At 58.6% G+C, this 20,486-nt stretch carries 20 protein-coding genes and 1 pseudogene; 8 read left to right on the top strand and 13 right to left on the bottom strand.

Annotated features, from left to right (window positions below; all coding sequences use genetic code 11):
* Window positions 1-4 precede the first annotated feature (4 nt).
* Entirely contained in the window at window positions 5-1,192 is a 1,188-nt protein-coding gene (locus HKK53_RS05115; protein ID WP_169369838.1) for an MFS transporter, read from the bottom strand.
* Window positions 1,193-1,446: 254 nt separating this feature from the next.
* Window positions 1,447-3,036, bottom strand: coding sequence for an ABC-F family ATPase (locus HKK53_RS05110; protein WP_123410456.1), 1,590 nt, complete (start codon window positions 3,034-3,036; stop codon window positions 1,447-1,449).
* A gap of 483 nt (window positions 3,037-3,519) precedes the next feature.
* Here HKK53_RS05110 and lpxO point away from each other — a divergent pair, with 483 nt between their 5' ends.
* Window positions 3,520-4,419: a lipid A hydroxylase LpxO gene (gene lpxO, locus HKK53_RS05105; protein WP_169369837.1), complete on the top strand. Its 900-nt coding sequence runs from the start codon at window positions 3,520-3,522 to the stop codon at window positions 4,417-4,419.
* Between the two features lie 142 nt (window positions 4,420-4,561).
* Here the strand turns inward: lpxO and ligD are convergent, their stop codons facing one another.
* Window positions 4,562-7,069: a DNA ligase D gene (gene ligD / locus HKK53_RS05100; RefSeq protein WP_169369836.1), complete on the bottom strand. Its 2,508-nt coding sequence runs from the start codon at window positions 7,067-7,069 to the stop codon at window positions 4,562-4,564.
* A 33-nt stretch (window positions 7,070-7,102) separates the two neighbouring features.
* Complete coding sequence (gene ku / locus HKK53_RS05095) at window positions 7,103-7,978, bottom strand: non-homologous end joining protein Ku (RefSeq protein ID WP_133839703.1); 876 nt, start codon at window positions 7,976-7,978, stop codon at window positions 7,103-7,105.
* 202 nt (window positions 7,979-8,180) lie between these two features.
* On the opposite strand from ku, the gene HKK53_RS05090 reads away from it, so the two are divergent.
* A complete protein-coding gene (locus tag HKK53_RS05090; protein WP_169369835.1) occupies window positions 8,181-8,495 on the top strand; it encodes a hypothetical protein in 315 nt (104 codons plus the stop codon).
* 51 nt (window positions 8,496-8,546) lie between these two features.
* Window positions 8,547-9,698 carry a PQQ-dependent sugar dehydrogenase gene (locus HKK53_RS05085; RefSeq protein WP_169369834.1) on the top strand — a complete coding sequence of 384 codons (1,152 nt, stop codon included), beginning with the start codon at window positions 8,547-8,549 and terminating at the stop codon, window positions 9,696-9,698.
* A gap of 152 nt (window positions 9,699-9,850) precedes the next feature.
* Here HKK53_RS05085 and HKK53_RS05080 read toward each other — a convergent pair whose 3' ends face one another.
* Entirely contained in the window at window positions 9,851-10,951 is a 1,101-nt protein-coding gene (locus HKK53_RS05080) for a GNAT family N-acetyltransferase/peptidase C39 family protein (protein ID WP_169369833.1), read from the bottom strand.
* A gap of 92 nt (window positions 10,952-11,043) precedes the next feature.
* Between HKK53_RS05080 and HKK53_RS05075 the strand changes: the two genes are divergently transcribed.
* The gene (locus tag HKK53_RS05075; protein ID WP_169369832.1) at window positions 11,044-12,618 is read left to right on the top strand and encodes a RimK family protein; all 1,575 of its coding nucleotides are present in this window, start codon (window positions 11,044-11,046) and stop codon (window positions 12,616-12,618) included.
* A 7-nt stretch (window positions 12,619-12,625) separates the two neighbouring features.
* Complete coding sequence (locus tag HKK53_RS05070; protein WP_169369831.1) at window positions 12,626-13,549, top strand: magnesium transporter CorA family protein; 924 nt, start codon at window positions 12,626-12,628, stop codon at window positions 13,547-13,549.
* Here the strand turns inward: HKK53_RS05070 and HKK53_RS05065 are convergent.
* The gene (locus tag HKK53_RS05065; RefSeq protein WP_169369830.1) at window positions 13,530-13,862 is read right to left on the bottom strand and encodes a DUF2834 domain-containing protein; all 333 of its coding nucleotides are present in this window, start codon (window positions 13,860-13,862) and stop codon (window positions 13,530-13,532) included. The two genes, HKK53_RS05070 and HKK53_RS05065, sit on opposite strands and share 20 nt — an antisense overlap.
* A gap of 257 nt (window positions 13,863-14,119) precedes the next feature.
* Between HKK53_RS05065 and ilvA the strand changes: the two are divergent.
* Window positions 14,120-15,115: pseudogene (gene ilvA / locus HKK53_RS05060) on the top strand (threonine ammonia-lyase, biosynthetic); the annotation flags it as partial.
* 31 nt (window positions 15,116-15,146) lie between these two features.
* On the opposite strand, the gene HKK53_RS05055 reads toward ilvA, so the two are convergent.
* Window positions 15,147-15,452, bottom strand: a complete 306-nt coding sequence (locus HKK53_RS05055; protein ID WP_169369828.1) for an NIPSNAP family protein — start codon at window positions 15,450-15,452, stop codon at window positions 15,147-15,149.
* 211 nt (window positions 15,453-15,663) lie between these two features.
* Window positions 15,664-16,146 (bottom strand): serine protease inhibitor ecotin, encoded by a 483-nt coding sequence (eco, locus tag HKK53_RS05050; protein ID WP_169369827.1) that lies wholly within the window; start codon window positions 16,144-16,146, stop codon window positions 15,664-15,666.
* A gap of 385 nt (window positions 16,147-16,531) precedes the next feature.
* Between eco and HKK53_RS05045 the strand changes: the two genes are divergently transcribed.
* Complete coding sequence (locus tag HKK53_RS05045) at window positions 16,532-16,801, top strand: DUF1652 domain-containing protein (RefSeq protein WP_169369826.1); 270 nt, start codon at window positions 16,532-16,534, stop codon at window positions 16,799-16,801.
* Here HKK53_RS05045 and HKK53_RS05040 read toward each other — a convergent pair.
* The 3 genes from HKK53_RS05040 to HKK53_RS05030 form a co-directional block, all read right to left on the bottom strand.
* Window positions 16,798-17,193: a hypothetical protein gene (locus HKK53_RS05040; protein WP_169369825.1), complete on the bottom strand. Its 396-nt coding sequence runs from the start codon at window positions 17,191-17,193 to the stop codon at window positions 16,798-16,800. The two genes, HKK53_RS05045 and HKK53_RS05040, sit on opposite strands and share 4 nt — an antisense overlap.
* 91 nt (window positions 17,194-17,284) lie before the next feature.
* Window positions 17,285-17,554: a DUF2790 domain-containing protein gene (locus HKK53_RS05035; RefSeq protein WP_169369824.1), complete on the bottom strand. Its 270-nt coding sequence runs from the start codon at window positions 17,552-17,554 to the stop codon at window positions 17,285-17,287.
* Window positions 17,555-17,748: 194 nt separating this feature from the next.
* Window positions 17,749-18,297, bottom strand: a complete 549-nt coding sequence (locus HKK53_RS05030) for a hypothetical protein (protein ID WP_169369823.1) — start codon at window positions 18,295-18,297, stop codon at window positions 17,749-17,751.
* Window positions 18,298-18,671: 374 nt separating this feature from the next.
* Here HKK53_RS05030 and HKK53_RS05025 point away from each other — a divergent pair, with 374 nt between their 5' ends.
* The gene (locus tag HKK53_RS05025) at window positions 18,672-18,968 is read left to right on the top strand and encodes a hypothetical protein (protein WP_169369822.1); all 297 of its coding nucleotides are present in this window, start codon (window positions 18,672-18,674) and stop codon (window positions 18,966-18,968) included.
* A gap of 24 nt (window positions 18,969-18,992) precedes the next feature.
* On the opposite strand, the gene HKK53_RS05020 is transcribed toward HKK53_RS05025, so the two are convergent.
* Window positions 18,993-19,661 (bottom strand): YcxB family protein, encoded by a 669-nt coding sequence (locus tag HKK53_RS05020; protein ID WP_169369821.1) that lies wholly within the window; start codon window positions 19,659-19,661, stop codon window positions 18,993-18,995.
* A gap of 41 nt (window positions 19,662-19,702) precedes the next feature.
* Window positions 19,703-20,482, bottom strand: coding sequence for a PoNe immunity protein domain-containing protein (locus HKK53_RS05015; protein ID WP_169369820.1), 780 nt, complete (start codon window positions 20,480-20,482; stop codon window positions 19,703-19,705).
* Window positions 20,483-20,486 lie beyond the last annotated feature (4 nt).

Below are 20,486 nucleotides of genomic sequence, written 5' to 3'. Positions count from 1 at the left end.
GGGATCAGGCCATTGCGCGGCGTTTGAGCATCAGCGTCAAACCGAGCCCGGTCACCGACAACAATGCCGCGCAAAAGAAAATCCACGAATACCCCAGGTTCAACGCCACCGCGCCCATCAGCGGCCCGGCAATCGCCAGCGCCAAGTCAAAAAACACCGCATAAGCACTCAACCCCGCGCCACGACTGGAGTTGGGCACCTGCTTGATCGCTTCGACCCCCAGCGCCGGATACACCAGCGACAGGCCAAACCCGGTCAGCCCGGCGCCGATCAACGCGTAGCCGGTGGACGGCGCGAGCCACAGCAGCACCAGGCCCACGGTCTCGATGGTCATGCAGGCAATGGCCGAGGTGAAGCCGCCGAATCGGCTGATGCTGGAAATGAACAACAGCCGCGACAGAATGAAACACACCCCGAACACCGTCAGGCAATACGCCGCGCCGCTCCAGCCGCGATTGAGGTAATACAGGGTAATAAACGTGGTGAGGGTGCCGTAGCCGATCGACGCCAGGCTCAGGCTCGCGCCGAACGGGGCAATGCGCCCGAACACGTTCCAGAACGGCAGGCGTTCCCCCCGAATCACTGGCACCGACGGTTTGTTGCGGATCAGCACCAGTGCCCCCAGCGCCAGCACCGACAGGACAATTCCCAGGCTTTCAAAGCCGTAATTGTCGACCATCACCACGCCCAGCGGTGCGCCAATGGCGATGGCGCCGTAGGACGCGATACCGTTCCAGGAAATCGAGCGCGCGGTGTGTTCTGCACCGACCTGGCCCATGCACCAACTGATGGTACCGACGCCGATCAAGCCCTGAGCGATCCCCAGCAGCAACCGACCAGCAATCAGGATCATCAGACTCAGCAGCGGCAGGCTTTGCAGCAAGGTCGAGAGCAACGTCAGTAAACCGCTCAACACAATCCCCGACAACCCGTAAACAATCGCGCGCTTGGTGCCGACGCTGTCCGACATGCGCCCAGCCATCGGCCGGCTGAGCAAGGTGGCCAGGTATTGGCAGCCGATGGTCAGCCCCGCGATGATCGCGCTAAACCCCAGCTGTTCATGGACATACCCCGGCAACACCGCAATCGGCAGGCCGATGCAGAGGAAGGCGATAAAGGTATAGAAGACGATAGAGACGATCTGCAGGGTGATCGCCAGGGAGCTTTGCGGGGGCAGTGGCTGCGCAGACATGAGGGCTCGTTCGCGGGCGGCGGTGGGAGACCTGCATCATGGCGTGGGCCGGGAATAAAAGGAAGCAGGCTAACTATGTTCTCCGCACAGATCGTTCCCACGCTCTGCGTGGGAATGCAGCCCGGGACGCTCCGCGTCCCATTGGAACGCGGAGCGTCCCTTGAGGCATTCCCACGCGGAGCGTGGGAACGATCGATCTTCAGGCAAAAAAAAGCCCCGTCACCAGGACAGGGCTTTTCAATTACAGCGGACGCTTAGAAAACCACGCCTTGGCTACGCAGGTAATCATCGTACGTACCGCTGAAGTCGATCACGCCGCTAGGGCTCAACTCGATAATGCGCGTAGCCAACGACGATACGAACTCACGGTCGTGGCTGACGAAGATCAACGTGCCCGGGTAGTTCTCCAGCGCCAGGTTCAGCGCCTCGATGGATTCCATGTCCAAGTGGTTGGTCGGTTCGTCCATGATCAGCACGTTCGGCTTCTGCAGGATCAGCTTGCCGAACAGCATGCGACCTTGCTCACCACCGGAGATGACCTTGACCGACTTGAGGATCTCGTCGTTGGAGAACAGCATCCGGCCGAGGGTGCCGCGAACCATCTGCTCGCCGCCCTGGGTCCATTGGCCCATCCAGTCGAACAGGTTGCAGTCGTCTTCGAAGTCGTGCGCGTGGTCCTGGGCGTAGTAGCCCAGTTCCGCGGCGTCGGTCCACTTGACGGTGCCGGCGTCCGGGGTCAGTTCATTGACCAGGGTGCGCAGTAGGGTGGTTTTACCGATGCCGTTCGGACCGATGATCGCTACGCGCTCGCCGGCTTCCACCTGGAAGCTGAAGTCCTTGAACAGTGGCTTGCCGTCAAAGCCTTTGGCCATGCGCTCGACGATGACCGCCTGACGGTGCAGCTTTTTGTTCTGTTCGAAACGAATGAACGGGCTCACACGGCTCGAAGGCTTGACCTCGGCCAGTTGGATCTTGTCGATCGCCTTGGCGCGGGAAGTAGCCTGCTTGGCTTTCGAGGCGTTGGCCGAGAAGCGGCTGACGAACGATTGCAGCTCGGAAATCTGTGCTTTCTTCTTGGCGTTGTCCGACAGCAGTTGCTCGCGGGACTGGGTCGCCACGGTCATGTACTCGTCGTAGTTGCCCGGGAACAGGCGCAACTCGCCGTAATCCAGGTCAGCCATGTGGGTGCACACGCTGTTCAGGAAGTGACGGTCGTGAGAGATGATGATCATCAGGCTGGAGCGCTGGGTCAGAATGTTTTCCAGCCAGCGGATGGTGTTGATGTCCAAGTGGTTGGTCGGTTCGTCGAGCAACAGCACTTCAGGATCGGAGAACAACGCTTGAGCCAGCAATACGCGCAGTTTCCAGCCTGGAGACACTTCGCTCATCGGGCCGAAGTGTTGCTCGATGCCGATACCCAGGCCCAGCAGCAGTTCACCGGCACGGGATTCGGCGGTGTAGCCGTCCATCTCGGCGAACTCGGTTTCCAGCTCGGCCACGGCCATGCCGTCTTCTTCGGTCATTTCCGGCAGCGAGTAGATGCGATCGCGCTCGGCCTTGACCTTCCACAGCTCTTCGTGACCCATGATCACGGTGTCGATCACGGTGAATTCTTCGTAGGCGAACTGGTCCTGGCGCAATTTACCCAGACGCACGTTCGGCTCGAGCATGACCTGGCCGCCGGACGGCTCGAGATCGTTACCGAGGATCTTCATGAAGGTCGACTTGCCGCAACCGTTGGCGCCGATCAGGCCATAGCGGTTGCCCGCGGCGAACTTGACCGAAACGTTCTCGAATAACGGCTTGGCGCCGAACTGCATCGTGATGTTAGCTGTAGAAATCAAAGGTTTTTCCTGCGAAGCATTCAGAGTAGCTAGGGGTGCGGCAGTACCGATTCAGTACCCGGTTCCGTTATCCGATCCACGGGACATGCATCCCGGTCAGAAGCGGAAGGTCCATCTGGCAATAAGTGGACAGCAGCAATGGAGCGCTTGGCCCGAGTCGAAGTGCGCTGAGGCGGGGGTCATTCCCGTCATCAACCAAGGGGGGCGCGTAATGTTTGGCGGCGATTGTACTGGTCTGGCTCTTTAAACGATAGGGCGTTGAGCCTGCGCGGGCACTTTGGTGGCATCAGTGGACAGATTTTCACATCTGGATGCTAACTATTTGTTACAAATCGTGGCTAAAATGCCAGCTATCAATCCAATGCCATTTTGGCATCGGCTCAAGGACGTGCCACCTGGACCGCTGTTTCGTATTCAAACACTGCGCCAGACCGCTTGGCCGGCTAGGCGCAGTTTGCTCTCTTCTGACTTGTGACGATTGCCGTGAAACTCATCATTGCCGCTATTTATGTTGTCTCCATCGCGTATGTTCACCTGCGCGGTCGCGTGCGCCACAAGCTGGGCCGCCAACTGAGCGACCACTCGACGTTTCTGGCGCCGATCAATTGCTTCCTTTATATGTTCTCCAAACTCCCGAGCAAGCCGTACCTCAACCCAGCCGACTTCCCGGACCTGAGCCCGTTGCAGGCGCACTGGGAAGAGATTCGCGCCGAAGGCCAGAACCTGCTGCGGGCCGGGGAGATCAAGCGCTCGAACCAATACGATGACGTCGGTTTCAACTCGTTCTTCAAGAGCGGCTGGAAGCGTTTCTACCTGAAGTGGTACGGCGACAGCCACCCTTCGGCCGAGAAGCTCTGCCCGCGCACCACTGAACTGGTGCAAAGTATCGGCTCGATCAAGGCCGCGATGTTCGCCGAGCTGCCACCGGGTTCCAAACTGGTGCGCCACCGCGACCCGTATGCCGGCTCCTATCGCTATCACCTGGGCCTGGAAACGCCGAACGATGCCGGTTGCTACATCAACGTCGACGGTGAGAACTACCACTGGCGCGACGGTGAGGCGGTGATGTTCGACGAGACCTTTATCCATTACGCCGAAAACACCACCGACCAGAACCGCATCATCTTGTTCTGCGATGTCGAACGGCCGATGAAGTACCGCTGGGCGGCGGCGTTCAATGCCTGGTTCAGCCGTACCGTGATGTCGGCGGCGGGCGCGCCGAACGATGCGGGCGACAAGACGGGTGGCATCAACCGGTTGTTCACCAGAATCTACAAGGTTCGTTTGCGTGGCAAGGAGTTGAAGAAGCGTAACCGTGCCCGTTATTACCTTGAGAAATGGGCGATTTTTGGTGGGTTGTTGGCGGTTTTCGTTCTGATCTGAGTTTTGCATTCGGGCGTCTGACGCCTTCGCGGGCAAGCCTCGCTCCTACAGGGTTTTGCGGCGTTCGAATAACGGGTGAGCGACACAAGCCCTGTAGGAGCGAGGCTTGCCCGCGAAGAGGCCGGTAAACTCACCACAACACCTACGGCTTCTTGCCCCCCAACTGCTTCCACATCTTCGCCGTAATCTTCTGCCGATTGGCATACCCCGCCCACGGATCAGCTTTCAACCCTTCCAGCCGCTCGAGCAAATTGACCACGGTCCATTCCTGCGAGCCATGCAGCGCCGTCAATTCCTCCCGCGCAATCGGCACCGACACCGGTAGCCCCGGCCGTGCCCGCACAGAGTACGCCGCCACCGTACTGGCCCCGCGGGTATTGCGCAGGTAATCGACGAAGATCTTGCCCACCCGGTTTTTCGGGCCCATGGTCGCGGTGATCCGTTCCGGCAACTGTTGCGCCATGAACTGGGCGATGGCTTTGGCGAAACCCTTGACCGTGTCCCAATCATCCTTGCGCGCCAGTGGCACAATGATGTGCATGCCTTTGCCGCCGCTGGTTTTCAAAAACGCCTCCAGGCCGATTTCATCGAGCACCGACAGGGTCAGTTGTGTGGCTTCGACCATGCTTTTCCATGGCAGCGCGGGGTCAGGGTCGAGGTCGAGGACAAACAGGTCGGGGGTTTCGATCTTGTCGTGCGTCGCGCCCCAGGTATGCAACTCGATCGTGCCCATTTGTGCGGCACCGATCAGCGCTTGCACCGTATCGATTTCCATCAGGCGTGCATGCCCAAGGTCGATATTCGGGTCCAGGTGCTTGATGTTGGGGATCGCCAGCCGTTCGGCGTGTTTCTGGAAGAACTGTTCGCCTTCGACCCCTTCCGGCGCCCGCAACAGCGACACCGGCCGGTCGCGCAGGAACGGCAGGATCCACTGGCTGATGCTTTCGTAGAACTGCACCAGTTGCAGTTTCTGCGTGCCACTGTCCTTGTCGATAACGCGATCGGGGTGAGTAATCTTGACCCCGGCGACGGTACTGTCCTTGCTGCTGGTTTTCTTTTCGTTCACGGGTTTGTTCGCCTTGGGAGATTGTGGTTGTTCACGCACGATCTCGGTCGCCGGTTTATCAGTGCGCATGGCGATGAAGGCCGCTTGGCGGACCACGCCTTCGCGGGTCCATTCGGCGAACTCAGCCTCGCATACCAGCGTCGGTTCCACCCAGTGCACGCCTCGGGCCTGCGCCGCTGTCAGCGACTTGTCCAGCGGCGATGTTTTGCGTTCGATTTTCTGCAATTGCCCATGAAACAGCTTCAGGTTGGCCTGATTGAACCCGGTGCCGACCCGCCCGGCATACACCAGCCCTTTATCGTCGTAGACACCCAGCAACAGGGCGCCGAAACCACTGCGCGAACCTTGCGGCGCGGTATAACCGATGATCACGAACTCCTGGCGCAAACGGCATTTGAGCTTGATCCAGTCCGGGCTGCGGCGTGACACATAAGGGCTGCCGGCGCGCTTGCCGATCACGCCTTCCAGGGACAGCGCACAAGCACTTTCGACGATGTCCTGATGGTTCGCGGTGAACGCTTCCGAGAAGCGCAGTACCTGCCGTGACTTGCGACCCAAGGCTTTTTTCAGCGCGGCACGGCGGTCTTCCACCGGCAATTCGCGCTGATCAACGCCGTGCAGGAACGGCGCGTCGAACACGAAATAGACAATGTCGACCGAGCGCCCGATCTCGAACGCGTTCTGCAACGCCTGGAAGTCCGGAAAGCCTTTGTCGTTCAGCACCACCACTTCGCCATCAAGCCAACTGCCGTCGAGTTTCATCTCGGCCAGGGCCTTGGCCTGCAGCGGCAATTTGGCGGTCCAGTCGTGGCCATTGCGTGTCAGCAGCCGCACCTCACCGTTGTCGATGCGCGCGAGTATGCGATAGCCGTCGAACTTGATTTCATAGCGCCAGTCACCGGCCGGGGCCTTTTCCATCAGTGTGGCCAGTTGCGGGCTGAACGTTTCGGGCAGGGTGGTCGGTTTGGCTTTTTTAACGGTTTTTTTGACGGCTTTTTTGGTGGTCTTATCGCCCACGGTGGCATCACTCAATACGCTTTTGGGCAGCTCGGCGACCACGTCAAACTCGCTGATTGGCCGTGCCTGTTGATCCTTCTCCTTGATCAGCAGCCATTGTTCCTTGTCGCCACTGCCGCGCAAGTGAGTGCGCACTAACGCCCAATCGCCGGAGAGTTTTTCGCCGATCAGAGTGAATTTCAGCTTGCCGGCCTTGTAGGTTTCTTTCGGGTCGCCAATCGGTTGCCAGACGCCGTGGTCCCAGACAATCACATCCCCTGCGCCATATTGGCCTTCAGGAATGCTGCCCTCGAAGGTGCCATAACTGATCGGGTGGTCTTCGACGTGCACCGCCAGGCGCTTTTGCGTCGGGTCCAGGCTAGGGCCCTTGGGCACCGCCCAGCTTTTCAGGGTACCGTCGAGTTCCAGGCGAAAGTCGTAATGCAGGTTGCGCGCATCGTGTTTCTGAATCACGAAACGCAAGGCCGAGGCGGCTTTCTTTCCACGTTTGGCCGGCGCCGCTTCGGGCGGTTCCGAAGTGATCTCGAAGTTGCGTTTGCGCGTGTATTCACTCACCGGTTTAGCCATGGCGGACTACCTTGTGCTGCGAGTTTCGGGCCGTCAGCCGCGAGAACTCTTCGTGGCTTTTTTCGCCGGGGCCGGTTTGGCGGCGGCTTTGCGCGGTTTGGCCGCTGGTTTGGCGGCTGCCTTGCCGCCGAGGCTGCGTTTGAGCAACTCGGTCAAATCGATAACATCAGCGGTTTTGCGTTCTTCTTCGCCGCTGGTGCTCTCGACATCCTCGATCTTGCCTTCATGGGCCTTTTTCTCGACCAGGGCCATGATCTTGTCTTCAAAGCTGTCGCGGTAATCCTCGGGTTTCCAGTCGGCGCTCATGTCTTCCACCAGGCGCTTGGCCATCTCCAGTTCACCCTTGGCCAGCTCGGGTTTGGTCACTTCACTGCCCAATGCCAATTCATCGAGGCTGCGCACTTCCGCTGGCCAGCGCAACATCACTAGCACCATGGCCGACTCCAGCGGCATCAGCGCCGCCAGGTGCTGACGGGTGTGCAGCACGACATGGGCGAGGGCGACCTTGTTGGTTTTGCTCAGGGTTTCACGCAGCAGCGCATAAACCTTGCCGCCACGTTTGTCCGGCGCCAAGTAATAAGGTGTGTCGATGTTTTGCAGCGGGATCTGCTCACTGTCGACAAAGGCAAAGATGTCGATGGTCTGGGTCGACAGTGGGTGCGCCGAGCGGATTTCCTCTTCGCTAAGCACCACATAGCGGCCTTTTTCGTAGGCCACGCCTTTGACGATGTGTTCCTTGGTGACTTCCTTGCCGGTGACCTTGTTGACGCGCTTGTAGCCCACCGGGTCCATGCTGCGGCTGTCGAGCCAGTCGAAATCCACCCCTTGGGAGGAGGTGGCCGAGACTAGTGCTACAGGGATGTGCACCAAGCCGAAACTGATTGCGCCTTTCCAGATTGCCCGGGCCATCGTCGTCTACTCGCAAGTGATGATCAGGTGACCTGCGGCCCGGCGCAAAAGTTTCAGCGGCTTGCGCCCAAGCCCTGCGGGGGGATCAGCGGTGCGGCAAACGGGTGTTACATCTGTGAAGGAGGTTTCAGTTAACAAATGCGAACCTCGGGCGTAGCGTGGCATCGAAGACTCTATTCCCGCATCCGCAGTGAGGCTCCCCATGAACAGATTTGTGCTCGGTTGCACCGTGTTGGCCTTGAGCGCTTTGCTCGGCCAGGCGGCCCAGGCCCAGAGCCCGACGGGCAGCAGCAACAACAATCCCTACAACAGCCCGATTCACCGGGCCAATCCCAACAGCATGCAGGGCACGCAGCCGGCCACTCGGCAGCCGACGTTCGCGCCGACGCCGCGGCCGCCAACCCTGGAAAACGGTGGCATCGGCAACCGCTATCCCCAGGACAAGTCAGCGCCAAGCGCGCCACCGAAATTCATTCCCAACTCACCGCCCCGTGACTCGGACAGCAGCAACCGTTGAACGGCAGGACTGAGGTTCTGTCAGCCATTCGAACGACAAAAGGAAGCGTGCATGTTGCGTAAAACCCTCCTGGCCACCTTCTGCGCCAGCGCACTGATCACCGCCGCGGCGCCTGTTTTCGCCGCGCCCACCCAGGAACTGAAAAGCGAACAAGGCACCCTTGAAGTCACGCCGATTACCAAAGGCCTGGAACATCCGTGGGCCCTGGCGTTTCTCCCGGACAGCAAAGGCATGCTGGTGACCGAACGGCCCGGCAACCTGCGAGTGGTCACGGTCGATGGCAAACGCTCGGCGCCGATCAGCGGCGTACCCAAGGTTTGGGCCAAGGGGCAGGGCGGTTTGCTCGATGTGGTGCTGTCACCGGACTTCAAGCAGGACCGCATGGTCTATCTGTCCTATGCCGAGGGTGGCGGTGAGGGCGACAAGGCCGGGACGGCGGTCGGTCGCGGGCGTTTGTCCGACGACCTGACCACCCTCAAGGATTTCAAGGTGATCTTCCGCCAGGAGCCGAAGCTTTCCGTCGGTAACCACTTCGGCTCACGGCTGGTGTTCGACCGTGACGGTTATCTGTTTATCACCTTGGGCGAAAACAACGACCGCATGACCGCCCAGGACCTCGACAAGTTGCAGGGCAAAGTCGTGCGGATCTACCCGGACGGCAAGGTGCCGGATGACAACCCCTTTGTCGGTCAGGCTGGCGTCCGCCCGGAGATCTGGTCCTACGGCCAGCGTAATCCGCAAGGCGCGGCGCTCAATCCGTGGAACGGCACGCTGTGGGAAAACGAACATGGCCCCAAGGGTGGCGACGAAATCAACGTCATCGAGCGTGGCAAGAACTACGGTTGGCCACTGGCAACCAACGGCATCAACTACTCCGGCCAACCGATCCCGGAGGCCAAGGGCAAAACCGCCGAAGGCACCGTGCCGCCGCACCATGTCTGGGAGGTCTCCCCCGGCATCAGTGGCATGGCGTTCTACGATGCCGATCGCTTCAAGCCTTGGCAGCACAACGTGTTTATCGGCGCGCTGGTGAGTCAGGAACTGATTCGCTTGCAATTCGATGGCGACAAAGTGGTGCATGAAGAACGTTTGCTGGGGGAACTCAAGGAACGGATCCGCGATGTACGGCAGGGCCCGGACGGGTATTTGTATGTGCTGACGGATGAGGAGGACGGGGCGCTTTACAAGGTTGGGTTGAAGTAAAGTCTCTGCGCTGATCGTGCTGATCGTTCACACGCTCCGCGTCGCTGATCGTTCCCACGCTCCGCGTGGGAATGCAGCCAGGGACGCTCTGCGTCCCAAAGCGTGACGCGGAGCGTCACAAGAGGCGTTCCCACGCAGGAGCGGGGGAACGATCACTGGTGGCGGGCATACAGGACAACCGCCGCCCGAAGTTTCCCCCGCCCAAAACTGCACATCTTCTCAAACTCCCCATGACTGACCGGCAAATGCTGGCAATCCATGGGCTGTCGATGCTGGCTGTGATCCACATCCGGATCATGCAGATACACAAACTCTTCGTCGCAATCGGTCACCATCACCCAATGCGGCGCCTTGGAGCGGGTCAGGCGATAACTGCTGATCAGCACCAATGGCTGACCGCCAGCGTCCAACAACCGTGGCAAATCCAACGTCCCGCCAATCACCCGCTCCACATCTGTGTCCTGCAACTGCGCCGTGAACTCTTCGTGCACCAAACGCATTACGTCCTTTTTATGCTCATCGCGCACGCCATCGAGAAACAACGGCCCGGCCATGCTCAGTTGCAACCGCACCCGAAACCCGCGGCGCCACGCCGCCAACGCCAAACCTTGCGGGCTGCAACCACCGTGCCCCGAGGTCATGAACACCGTGGTCGCCTCGCGCCAGATTTGCAGTTCCTCGCGCCGCTCCAGCAATCGTCCCTGTTGCAGCGCACCCATGGCCATCAGCAAACACGCCGGGCCGCAGGTGAAGTCAGTGGTCTGCCGATACCAGGGCACCTGGATATTGCGCGAGTCGCGGTGCTGGAGGATGCGTTTCTCCAGGCGCAGCGCGTCGGCGTGGTCCTGGTAATAGTCATGAATCAGCGCAAACCGCCGGTAACCGTTGCGCTCATACAGGGCAATCGCTGCCGGGTTGTCGATGCGCACTTCCAGGCGCAGGTAAGCACAATCGTGCTCAAGGGCGCAGGCCTCGACCCGCTCCAGCAACTGTTTGCCCAAGCCGATGCCTCGAGCCTCGGCAGCGATGGCAATGGAATACAGCCGCGCCAGCGATGTGCCTCGGTGGAACAGCACCACCGCGTAGCCGAGCAGTGCATCAGCGTGTTCAGCCACCAGCAGTTGCCCATTGGCCTTGGTGATCATCCACTGAAAACTGCGACTGTTGAGCCGATCCGTGGTGAAGCATTGCTCTTCGAGTTTGAGCAACGCCGGTAAGTCTTCAACTAGCGCCAGGCGAAAGACAGGATTCATATGACCACCGTAAAAGTTACGTAACGAAACGGGACTTTCAAAAAACTTCGTGCTTAATAGGAAAGGTCTTGTTCTCCAACGGATCAATCACTATGTCAGCGGTACAAGGTCATTGGCGCGAAGTATCCGAGCAAAGTTTGCCGGCGGCAACTTATTTAAATGACGCGGTTAGCACTTCAAGTCAGTTGATTATCATCGTCGAACGCAAGGAAGACTGGGCGTCCTATTTCCCCAGTGAAGACATCGTCACGGCCCAGGAATACCTGGAGCAAACCCGCGACAACGAGCAGGGCAAGCGGGTACAGGTGATCAACCTGTGCCGCAGCTACAAGTACCTGGGGCACGGTTATTACTGCTCGCTGCTGGCCGAAGCCCGGGGGCACAAGGTCATTCCATCAGTGCGAACCATCAGCGAGCTGACGCGTAAATCGCTGTATGGCCTGGCCCTGGACGATCTGGATAAACCGCTGGAAAAAGCCCTCAGTAATCATCTTTACAGCGATACCGAAGGCTTTACGCTAACGCTTTATTTTGGCAAGACTAATATTGAGCCGTTGCAGGATCTGGCGCGGCAGTTATTTGAGGTTTTCCCCTGTCCGATATTGTTAGTTGAATTCAGAAGAACTAACGGCTGGCACATCGAAGGTATAAAGTCCGGCGCCTTGCACAAGTTGCGTGAAGATCAGGAAGATCAATTCGCCAACGCCCTGGACAGTTTCAGCCGCAAGATCTGGCGCATGCCGCGCTCCAAGCGTCTGGCTCGCTATGACCTGGCGATCCTGCATGACCCGCAGGAAGCCTTGCCGCCGTCCAACGCCAAGGCCCTGGACAATTTCGTCCGGGTCGGCAAAACCCTGGGCATCGACGTCGAGCTGATCGAGCGCAAGGACTACGCGCGCATCGCCGAATACGACGGGCTGTTGATCCGCGAGACGACAAGCGTCGACAACCATACCTACCGTTTCGCCAAGAAAGCCGAGAGTGAAGGGCTGGTGGTGATGGACGACCCGACGTCGATCCTGCGCTGCACCAACAAGGTCTACCTGACCGACCTGCTGAAAAGCCACCAGTTGGGCATGCCCGTCACCGAAATCCTCTACAAGGAACGACCGGAAGACTTCGAACGGGTCGGCGAGCGTCTGGGCTTTCCGCTGGTGTTGAAGATTCCCGACGGCTGCTTTTCCCGGGGCGTGATCAAGGTCGAAAGCCAGCAGGCGTTGCTCGAAGCCACCGCCGAATTGTTCGAACACTCGGTGCTGTTGCTCGCTCAAGAATTCTTCTACACCGAATACGACTGGCGCATCGGCGTGCTCAACCGCAAACCGATCTTCGCCTGCCAGTACTTCATGTCCAAGGGCCATTGGCAGATCTACAACCACAAGGCCAAGGGCCAGGACATCAACGGCGAATGCCGCACCCTGGCGGTCCACGAAGCGCCGCGCGCGGTGGTGGAACTGGCGGTGAAGACCGCCAACCTGATTGGCGATGGCCTCTACGGCGTCGACCTCAAGCAGTCCGGCGACAAAGTGGTGGTGATCGAGGTCAACGACAACCCGAACATGGACGCCGGCATCGAAGACGCCTATTTGCAGGACGATTTGTACTCGCTGGTGCTGGAAGAGTTCGTCCGTCGCCTGGAACTCAAGCGTCGCGGCCAGGCCTGGTGATTGGCCGATGATCAAGAGCTTTCAACTGACCCAAGGCGCCTTGCACGCAGTCGAACGGCTGGACGCCGAAGTGATGCTGTTCAGCAACCCCGACGCCGCCGAGCGCGACTTGCTGCACAGCCATTTCAAGCTCGATGAACACGCCCTGGCCTCGGCCCTGGACCCCGACGAGGTGTCGCGCATCGAGTTTCACCCCGACAACCTGTTCCTGATCTGGAAACGTCCGGAAAACTATTCCGGCGCTGGCAGCCTGGCGTTCGAGGTGTCGTCCTGCGGCCTGCTGTTCTCGCCGGGCCGCTTGCTGGTGATCGCCACCGACGATTCGCCGTTGCACGGGCTCGGCACCCGGCAACGGCTGAACACGCCGCTGGATGTTTTGCTGGATCTGCTGTTCAACAACATCCATCACTATTTGGGCCACCTCAAGGTGATCAAACTGGTCGCCCGGGAGCTGCAGCAGAAATTCAACGCCTCGATGGAAAACCAGCACCTGATCCAGATGTTCAACCTCAGCGAGAGCCTGATCTATTACATCAACGCGATCCACAGCAACGGCGCGGTGCTGACCCGGCTGCGTAACCACGCGGAAAAGGAACACTTCAGCGCCGAGGCCATCGGCCTGATCGATGACCTGATCATCGAAAACAACCAGTGCTACAAACAGGCGGAAATCTACTCCACGGTGTTCTCCGGGCTGATCGACGCCCGGGGCAACCTGATGAACAACAGCATGAATAACCTGCTGCGCAAACTGACGCTGATCAACGTGGTGTTTTTGCCGTTGAATTTGATTGCGAGCATTGGCGGCATGTCCGAGTTCAGCATGATGACGGCCGGGACGCCGTGGTGGGTTTCCTATCCGTTGTTCTTGACAGCGATGATGCTCGGGGCCGGGGTGATGGTGCTGGGGCTCAGGCGGCTGGCGAAGTGAGCGCCTTGCGCCGATCCTGCAAGCCACGCACAACCAGGTACAGCAACGGCCCGATCGACACGAAAATGGCGGTGAGCAAAAGATAGGGAATCACGGACAGTGCTGACTGGCCGCGTTTGCGCGCATCGCGGTACATCCAGATGCCCGCCAGCGTCGCCAGCAGATAAAGATCAATCACCACCTGCGCCGTATCCGGCCGCGACATCAGGCTGATCCCGAAGTCAATCAACGACTGTTCGGCCTGCAGCATCACCGACACGGTGTAGCCAGCAAACGCGAGCAAGGCAAGCAGGGGCAGGGCGACAGACTTCATGGTTTCCATCCTTGGGGACAATGAGCAGAGTCGCCAGCCTACAGAGCCCCGGCGAAATTGGCCATTGACTTGCCTGCGGCGCCCGGCTAATTTCCAGCCATGACTTCCACCGTATTGCGCTGCCAGCCAAGCATTATTACCGCCATTCCTTATTTGGCGGGCTAGCTCACGACTGCAGCACCCAACCCGCCCTAGAGGCGGGTTTTTACTTTCTGTCTCCTGGGTTTTGAATCGACGCAGGTCGTGTGAAACAGGAGATGAGCATGAACAGTACCGTCGCCCAGCAGGCCTTGCTTGAGCACTACGTAAAAAAGATCCTCGCCGCGCCGGTGTATGAGCTGGCGGTGCGTACGCCGCTGCAACCGGCGCCGGCACTGTCCGAGGCGCTGGGCAATCAGATCCTGCTCAAGCGCGAAGACCTGCAACCGACCTTTTCCTTCAAGATCCGTGGCGCCTACAACAAGCTGGTGCAGCTCAGCGATGAGCAAAAGGCCCGCGGCGTGATCACTGCTTCGGCTGGCAATCATGCCCAAGGCGTGGCGTTGGCGGCGCGGGAATTAGGGATCGCCGCGACGATTGTCATGCCTTGCACGACGCCGGAGTTGAAGGTGCTCGGTGTGCGCAGTCGTGGTGCCGACGCAGTGTTGCATGGCGAGAGTTTTCCCTTCGCCCTGGAATACGCCCTGAACCTGGCGCAGCAATCCGGTCGCACCTTTGTCTCGCCCTTCGACGACCCGGACGTGATCGCCGGGCAGGGCACCGTCGCCATGGAGATCCTGCGTCAGCACCAAGGGCCGCTGGACGCGATCTTCGTCCCGGTGGGCGGCGGTGGCTTGATCGCCGGCATTGCTGCGTACGTCAAATACCTGCGCCCCGAAGTGCGCATCATCGGCGTCGAGTCGGAGCATTCCGCGTGTTTGCAGGCGGCGTTACAGGCGGGTGAGCGAGTGGTTTTGCCCAATGTCGGTACATTCGCCGACGGCGTGGCGGTGGCGCAGATCGGCGCTTATGGTTTCGAGGTGTGCCGGTTCTGTGTCGATGACGTCATCACCGTCAGCAACGACGAACTGTGCGCGGCGATCAAGAACATTTATGACGACACCCGCTCGATCACCGAGCCTTCCGGTGCCTTGGCCGTGGCCGGGATCAAGCAGTACGTGGCGCAGACCGGCGTCCGGGGCCAGACGTTGGTGGCCATCGACTCGGGCGCCAACATCAATTTCGACAGATTGCGCCACGTCGCCGAACGCGCCGCGGTGTGTGGCGCCCCGGCGTGAGCGCAAGTCAGGCCAGCATTGGGCGCAGGAATGTGCGCTCGTAGCTGACGATAAACTTCTTCTCCACCAGCGAGGCCACCAGCGCGGTACTTTCCGGATCGGTCATCGCGATGTGGCGATAGCTTTCGTAGTCTGCCAACGACGGAAAACTGAACAGGCAGTAAGCGATATTGCTCGCGCCCTCGGACGGCAGGAAGTAGCCGTGATGAGTGCCGCCCAGGCGTTCAACGATACCGAGCCAGGCATGGGCGTAGGCTTCGAACTCGGGCAGTTGATACGGATCGATCACATATTTGACGTGGCAAGTAATCAAAAGAAGCTCCTGTAGAACATGGCGGCAGTGAAAGAAATTTCGCCGCACCGCACGCTATATGTAGCAGCTGGCGCAGCCTGCGTTCGGCTGCGAAGCAGTCGCGAAATAAGACGACGCGGTATATCAGTAAGACCGCGTAATCAGCTTTCACGACTGCTTCGCAGCCGAACGCAGGCTGCGCCAGCTGCTACAACAACAACAATGGATCGGGCTACTCCTGGACGGCTTTCTCGACTTTGCTCGACGCCGTCCAGATCCGATAACGAACCTCCACATCCTTGGGCACGTAAAGCACGATCGGCAGCTTGCTGTTATAGCGCAGCATGAACCCGTCACCGACCACCGGCACAAAGTCCTTTTTGGTCTTGCCATCGGGGCAGGCCATCATCGTGCTCATCGGCCCGATCACCGTTTCCAGCCGATAAAACGGATAACCCCAACCCTCCAGATTCTTCTCTACGAGCATCCCGCCCAAGCGCTGACGGTTGCAGTCCACGGTCAACGTCTTGCCGGCCAGAATCTCGACCTGATAGCCGTCTTCCTGGGTTTGTGGCGCGAGGTGGATGACTTGGCGAGTAAAACCGCTCTCAGCCTTGGGATACGGCGCGACTTCTTCGAGTTTCGCGGCGTGCGCGTTGCACGACAACCCCGCAACTATTAGCCCAACGGTCGTGTTTAAGGTCAAAGAACCCATGATGCCTCCTTGCGTGTGAGTGGGGTCAGCGGATACTGAAATATCGGGTAGCATTTTTACTGCCGAACACGATGAATGCAAACCCACTGCTGATACCTGCATATTGCAGGGCTTTTACCGGCCCTTCTTGCATCTTGCATGAGGGCAATCTGATGGCGCGCAGCCTAAACCTTTGATTTGCCGACGAGGTGCAGAGCGAATTCTTGGGCATGTTTTATGCTGTAGCTGGTCTTAAGCTGACCGACGACTTCATACGAGTCAGCGTTGCTACGAGAGAACGGCCAGGTAATGAAATGTTCAGGCTCGCAAGGAAGACAAACGGGTTTTTTCAGTACCGACCGATGATTATTTTGATTGGCAGTCTCACATTAAGGAGAGGGTCGCCATGTTTCTTTCTGCCCTGGAACTTCGCAACATCATTGAAAGCAGCTTCCTGCCGAAGCGCTGTCAATGCACGCTAACGCCTGACTTGTCGATGACCATAAAAGTGTATGCCGACACGCACACGGATCAGCTGGATCTGATGGTGACCGGTATCAACGCCAAACACTTGAATGGTTGTCGCGAAATCAACGACCTGATTGCCGAACTTCGATCAGACATGCAGCACAGGGCATCCGCCCAGACACTGCATCCGGATCGTAAAGCGCTTTAACCCGCCGTTTCGAGCTCGACCGATACGCGCCGGGTCTGGAAAAATCCCAGACCCAGCGCCAGTTCGACCCCGACCGCCAGCAAAATACCTGGCCCGGCATGGCCATTCAGCCATTCGCCGAAGCCCAGTGCTGCCAGCCCCCAGCAGCCGACAATAAAACCATTGCTCAGCGCACTGCGAGTCGCGGACGGCGCCTCGTTGCGAACCAGATAAAACATTACCCCCAGCGCCGCAAACAGTACTGCGCTACGTCGCGCGACCAATCCCGCCGCCGACGAATACTCGATACTCCAGACCGCCAACAACTGATCCGGCATCAAGCCCCACACCAGCGCCAGCACGAAACACAGCGCGGCGGTGAACGTCGACAACGTACGAAACGATAACTGCATGGCGAATCCTTGCGGCAGTGAGGGAGGCGCCCAAAGCATAGCGCCAGAACCCTCACAGGCAAACCGCAAAGCGCCGAATCAGAGCCTTCTGTCAGTTCTGATAACTGCAGGCGTCAGACAATTTCCGATAGGTGATTTCCGACGGCTTGCCGGTCGCGCTGTCGATGTATTTCATGTCTGCCGTAACCACTTTGCAGTCCAGCGTCGATGGTTCGTTCAAGGCAATCACCTTGCCCACGTGCAGCGGCATGCCGTACTGGTACGGAGTGGCCTGGGAAGTTGAAGCGTCATTGGCTTGGGCCAGACCGGCGAATGCGGTGCAGGTGAGGGCGGTGGAAATCAGCAAGGTGCGCATGTTCATGGAAAGTCTCCGGTGCAGGCTTAAAGTCAGCTCGACGTGTAACGCGTCGAACCTGCCGCACTGGGCATCAGGAGTGTCTGAAGGCGTGCGGTCCAGTAAAGTTTTGGACCGCGGCGTTAAGCGATGGTTAACCCGGTTGAACGCCACCTGTCGTAAGGCAGTTTCTGACAGAGGTTTCATGTGGGACCGGTAAGTTAGTTGTTGGAACGCCTCTCCAAGTGCACGACTTTAAAACCGCGCGTCTCGGGAAGCGTGTCAATGCCGATAGCCGTTTCAGCCTGGCCTTTGCCGGCCACGTAGTCATAGAGCAGCAACTTCGTCGGCACTTCATAGCCTTCGTTTGGCATGACCAGGCGCATTTGCTGCGGCCCCAGATAGAGCCAACGGGGCAGGGCCTTCTCGGCGAAATCGATTTGCTCGACGCTGTGCGTGATCGGGTTTTTGCGCAGCACGACGCCTTTCATATAGGGCGAGCCATATTCGAGGGCGAACATCAGGGTGGAGGACACGCACTTTGCCAGGACGATGCGGCCGATGAAGTCCTGTTGGGGCATGTCGGTGAAGGCGATGTGGGTGTTGCCGTCGAGTCTTATGAAAAGACGATGGCCGTCTTCGGCGGGTTCGGCCAGCAGCGATACCTTGGAGTTGCCGGCTAAAGGGCAGGTGAGGATGGTCTTGAGCGGTTGCGCGTAGGCGGGGGTGGTTAGCAAAGCTGCGATCAGGTACGGCCAAGGTGATTTCATTGGGGCGGGAATCCTTTCGGTTGTTGGGTCCTACATTGCTGCCCGTGAGTCGTAAAAAATCCTAAGAAAGCTTCGCCCCGTTCCTACAAGCTTGGGCGCTTTGTCGACTTTCGCCTAGTGGGTTCCAGCGGGTACTGTTTGGGCATCGCTGCAAAATCAGCGAACAGGTTTGGTCACCTGATAACACTGCACATATGTGCCATCATTCGCGCTGCGGACTTCTACGTTTCGCAGTGCGTTGCAATGGTGGCTGTGTGCAGGACGCTTTCGAGCGAGCCGTTTTGAGTGTTAGCGGTTGACCAAGCCTGTACACAGCCGCCTCCATCGTTTGGTCACGGTGCTGGCGATTACTAATTAATGCTCGAGTAATTACTATGCCAACGCTAAATCCTTTTCCCGATCGCTATCGTTCAATCAAAAGCAGCGTCACTGATTCAAGTCCCATGGTCATCGACACCGAGGCCAATCCCCAAGACATTCTCGAAGCCGCACTCCAACGCATCCGTGCCTCCAGCAACTTGCTGGAAACGTTGCATTGCCAGTGCTTCAAAAACGGTGACGTCCAGGACATTCCACACCTCACCCACGCGCTGTATCTGCTGACACAGGACGGCTGCGATCTATTGCAAGTCGCGCAGCAACAGATGCTGGGCTGGACAGCGCCAGCCTGACGCCTGCTGAAACACGCCTGCCTTCTACGAGGCAGGCGTTAACACGGCAGAGGCGGGTACCCGGCTCAAGAACAGCGCCAAACCTTGCTGATACTGCTCGGCGTCCATCACATCGCTGCGTTTGGGAATGTGATAGGCCTTGTCCTTGCGATCCGACTCAGCGCAGGCCACCGAGTAAAAGTCAGGCGTTTCCTTGAGACGCACAATCTTCCCCCAAGCCAACCCGCCTTTTTCGCCCTTGGCATTGATCAGACTGAAACCCTGATCGTCGAGCAGCAGGCGATACGCGCCCTCAGCAGCCTTGAGGTTAATACGCAGTTTGGCTTCGATAAGGCGCTGATTCGTGCCGCGCAAAGGCGTGCGCGGCTTGGCACCGCTGGCGGCCATACGTGCGCGCAGGTGGCCCAACCATCGACTGGAGAAGAACCACCAAAACACCGCGAAGATCGCCCCGAACAACACCATCGTGATGATCTTCTGGGGGGTGAACTGGCGCTCAGGAAAATAGATCGCCAGCATCCCGCCGACCAGGCACAGTACAAACAACAGCGGGGCGAGCAGACGTTCCTGCAAGCGTGCGACGTAACCCATCAGTTGGGCCTGCTGCTGATCATGCTTGAGCATTTCGCGCTCCAGCTGTTCGCCGACCCTGATCTGGGTGTGCTCGGGGGTAATGGTGAATTGCAGTTCCATGGCGTTGAATCCGAAGTCCGTTTCCTGAAGAGGGCGGGAGTTTACGTGTTTGCGGTGTTCCTGGCATAGGCAACCAGGTCTTTGGGATAAACCATGCTATCGATTTGGCTGTCGTCGATACCGTATAAAAAGGCAATGACGCCTGCTTCAAAAGCCCAGTAACCGACGTAGTTGCCATCGTCGTCTTCAATGTCCAAATGACTGTCATGCCAATTGGTTTGCAGCGTGGCGAAAGCGGGATACCACGCTTCGCAATAGTGCTTTAACAAGTGACTCGATTCTTCAGGTTCGGTGGCATACATGGCCCGAATCAGCGGCGTGTAGAGGTCGTGGAACCACTCGTCCAGATCAGCGCGGCCAGGTAAATACTTGCGCAGAAGATCTTCGTAGAGCGTGTCTTCGAAGGCGTATCCCCCGCGATCTATCAGGGCGACGAAACGAGTCAGCAAGTCGGTGCGATGCAACAAAATGCAAAGGCTGATGACTTGAACGCACTCTTCATAGTGTTCAGGCCAGTCATCAATGGCCAAGGGTGAAATATCAGGTTCGCGTTCCTCGGCAGCCAGCGCTTGTTGGTAAATCTCGTAGCTATTTATCAGCTTCTCCAGCCGGGGAATAAGACTGTCAATCGGCTCGCCTGCTGTGTAACTGATCAGCAAGGCATTAAATGCCGCCTCCTTGAAGTACCCCGTGCGCAATGCATTCTCCTGGTCTGGAGAGTCTGCCTGCATCGTCCCTGCCCAGCGCGATTCGGTCGTATCGTAGAGATGGATGGACTTTTGATAGTAGGAGTCGGCGATGAAATGCTGGCGTCTGTTCATGGCG

The sequence above is a fragment of the Pseudomonas sp. ADAK7 genome, from assembly GCF_012935675.1.
Classification (GTDB): Bacteria; Pseudomonadota; Gammaproteobacteria; order Pseudomonadales; family Pseudomonadaceae; genus Aquipseudomonas.
Note: the sequence above shows the minus strand (reverse complement) of the source record. Positions and strands in the feature narration are given on the sequence as shown.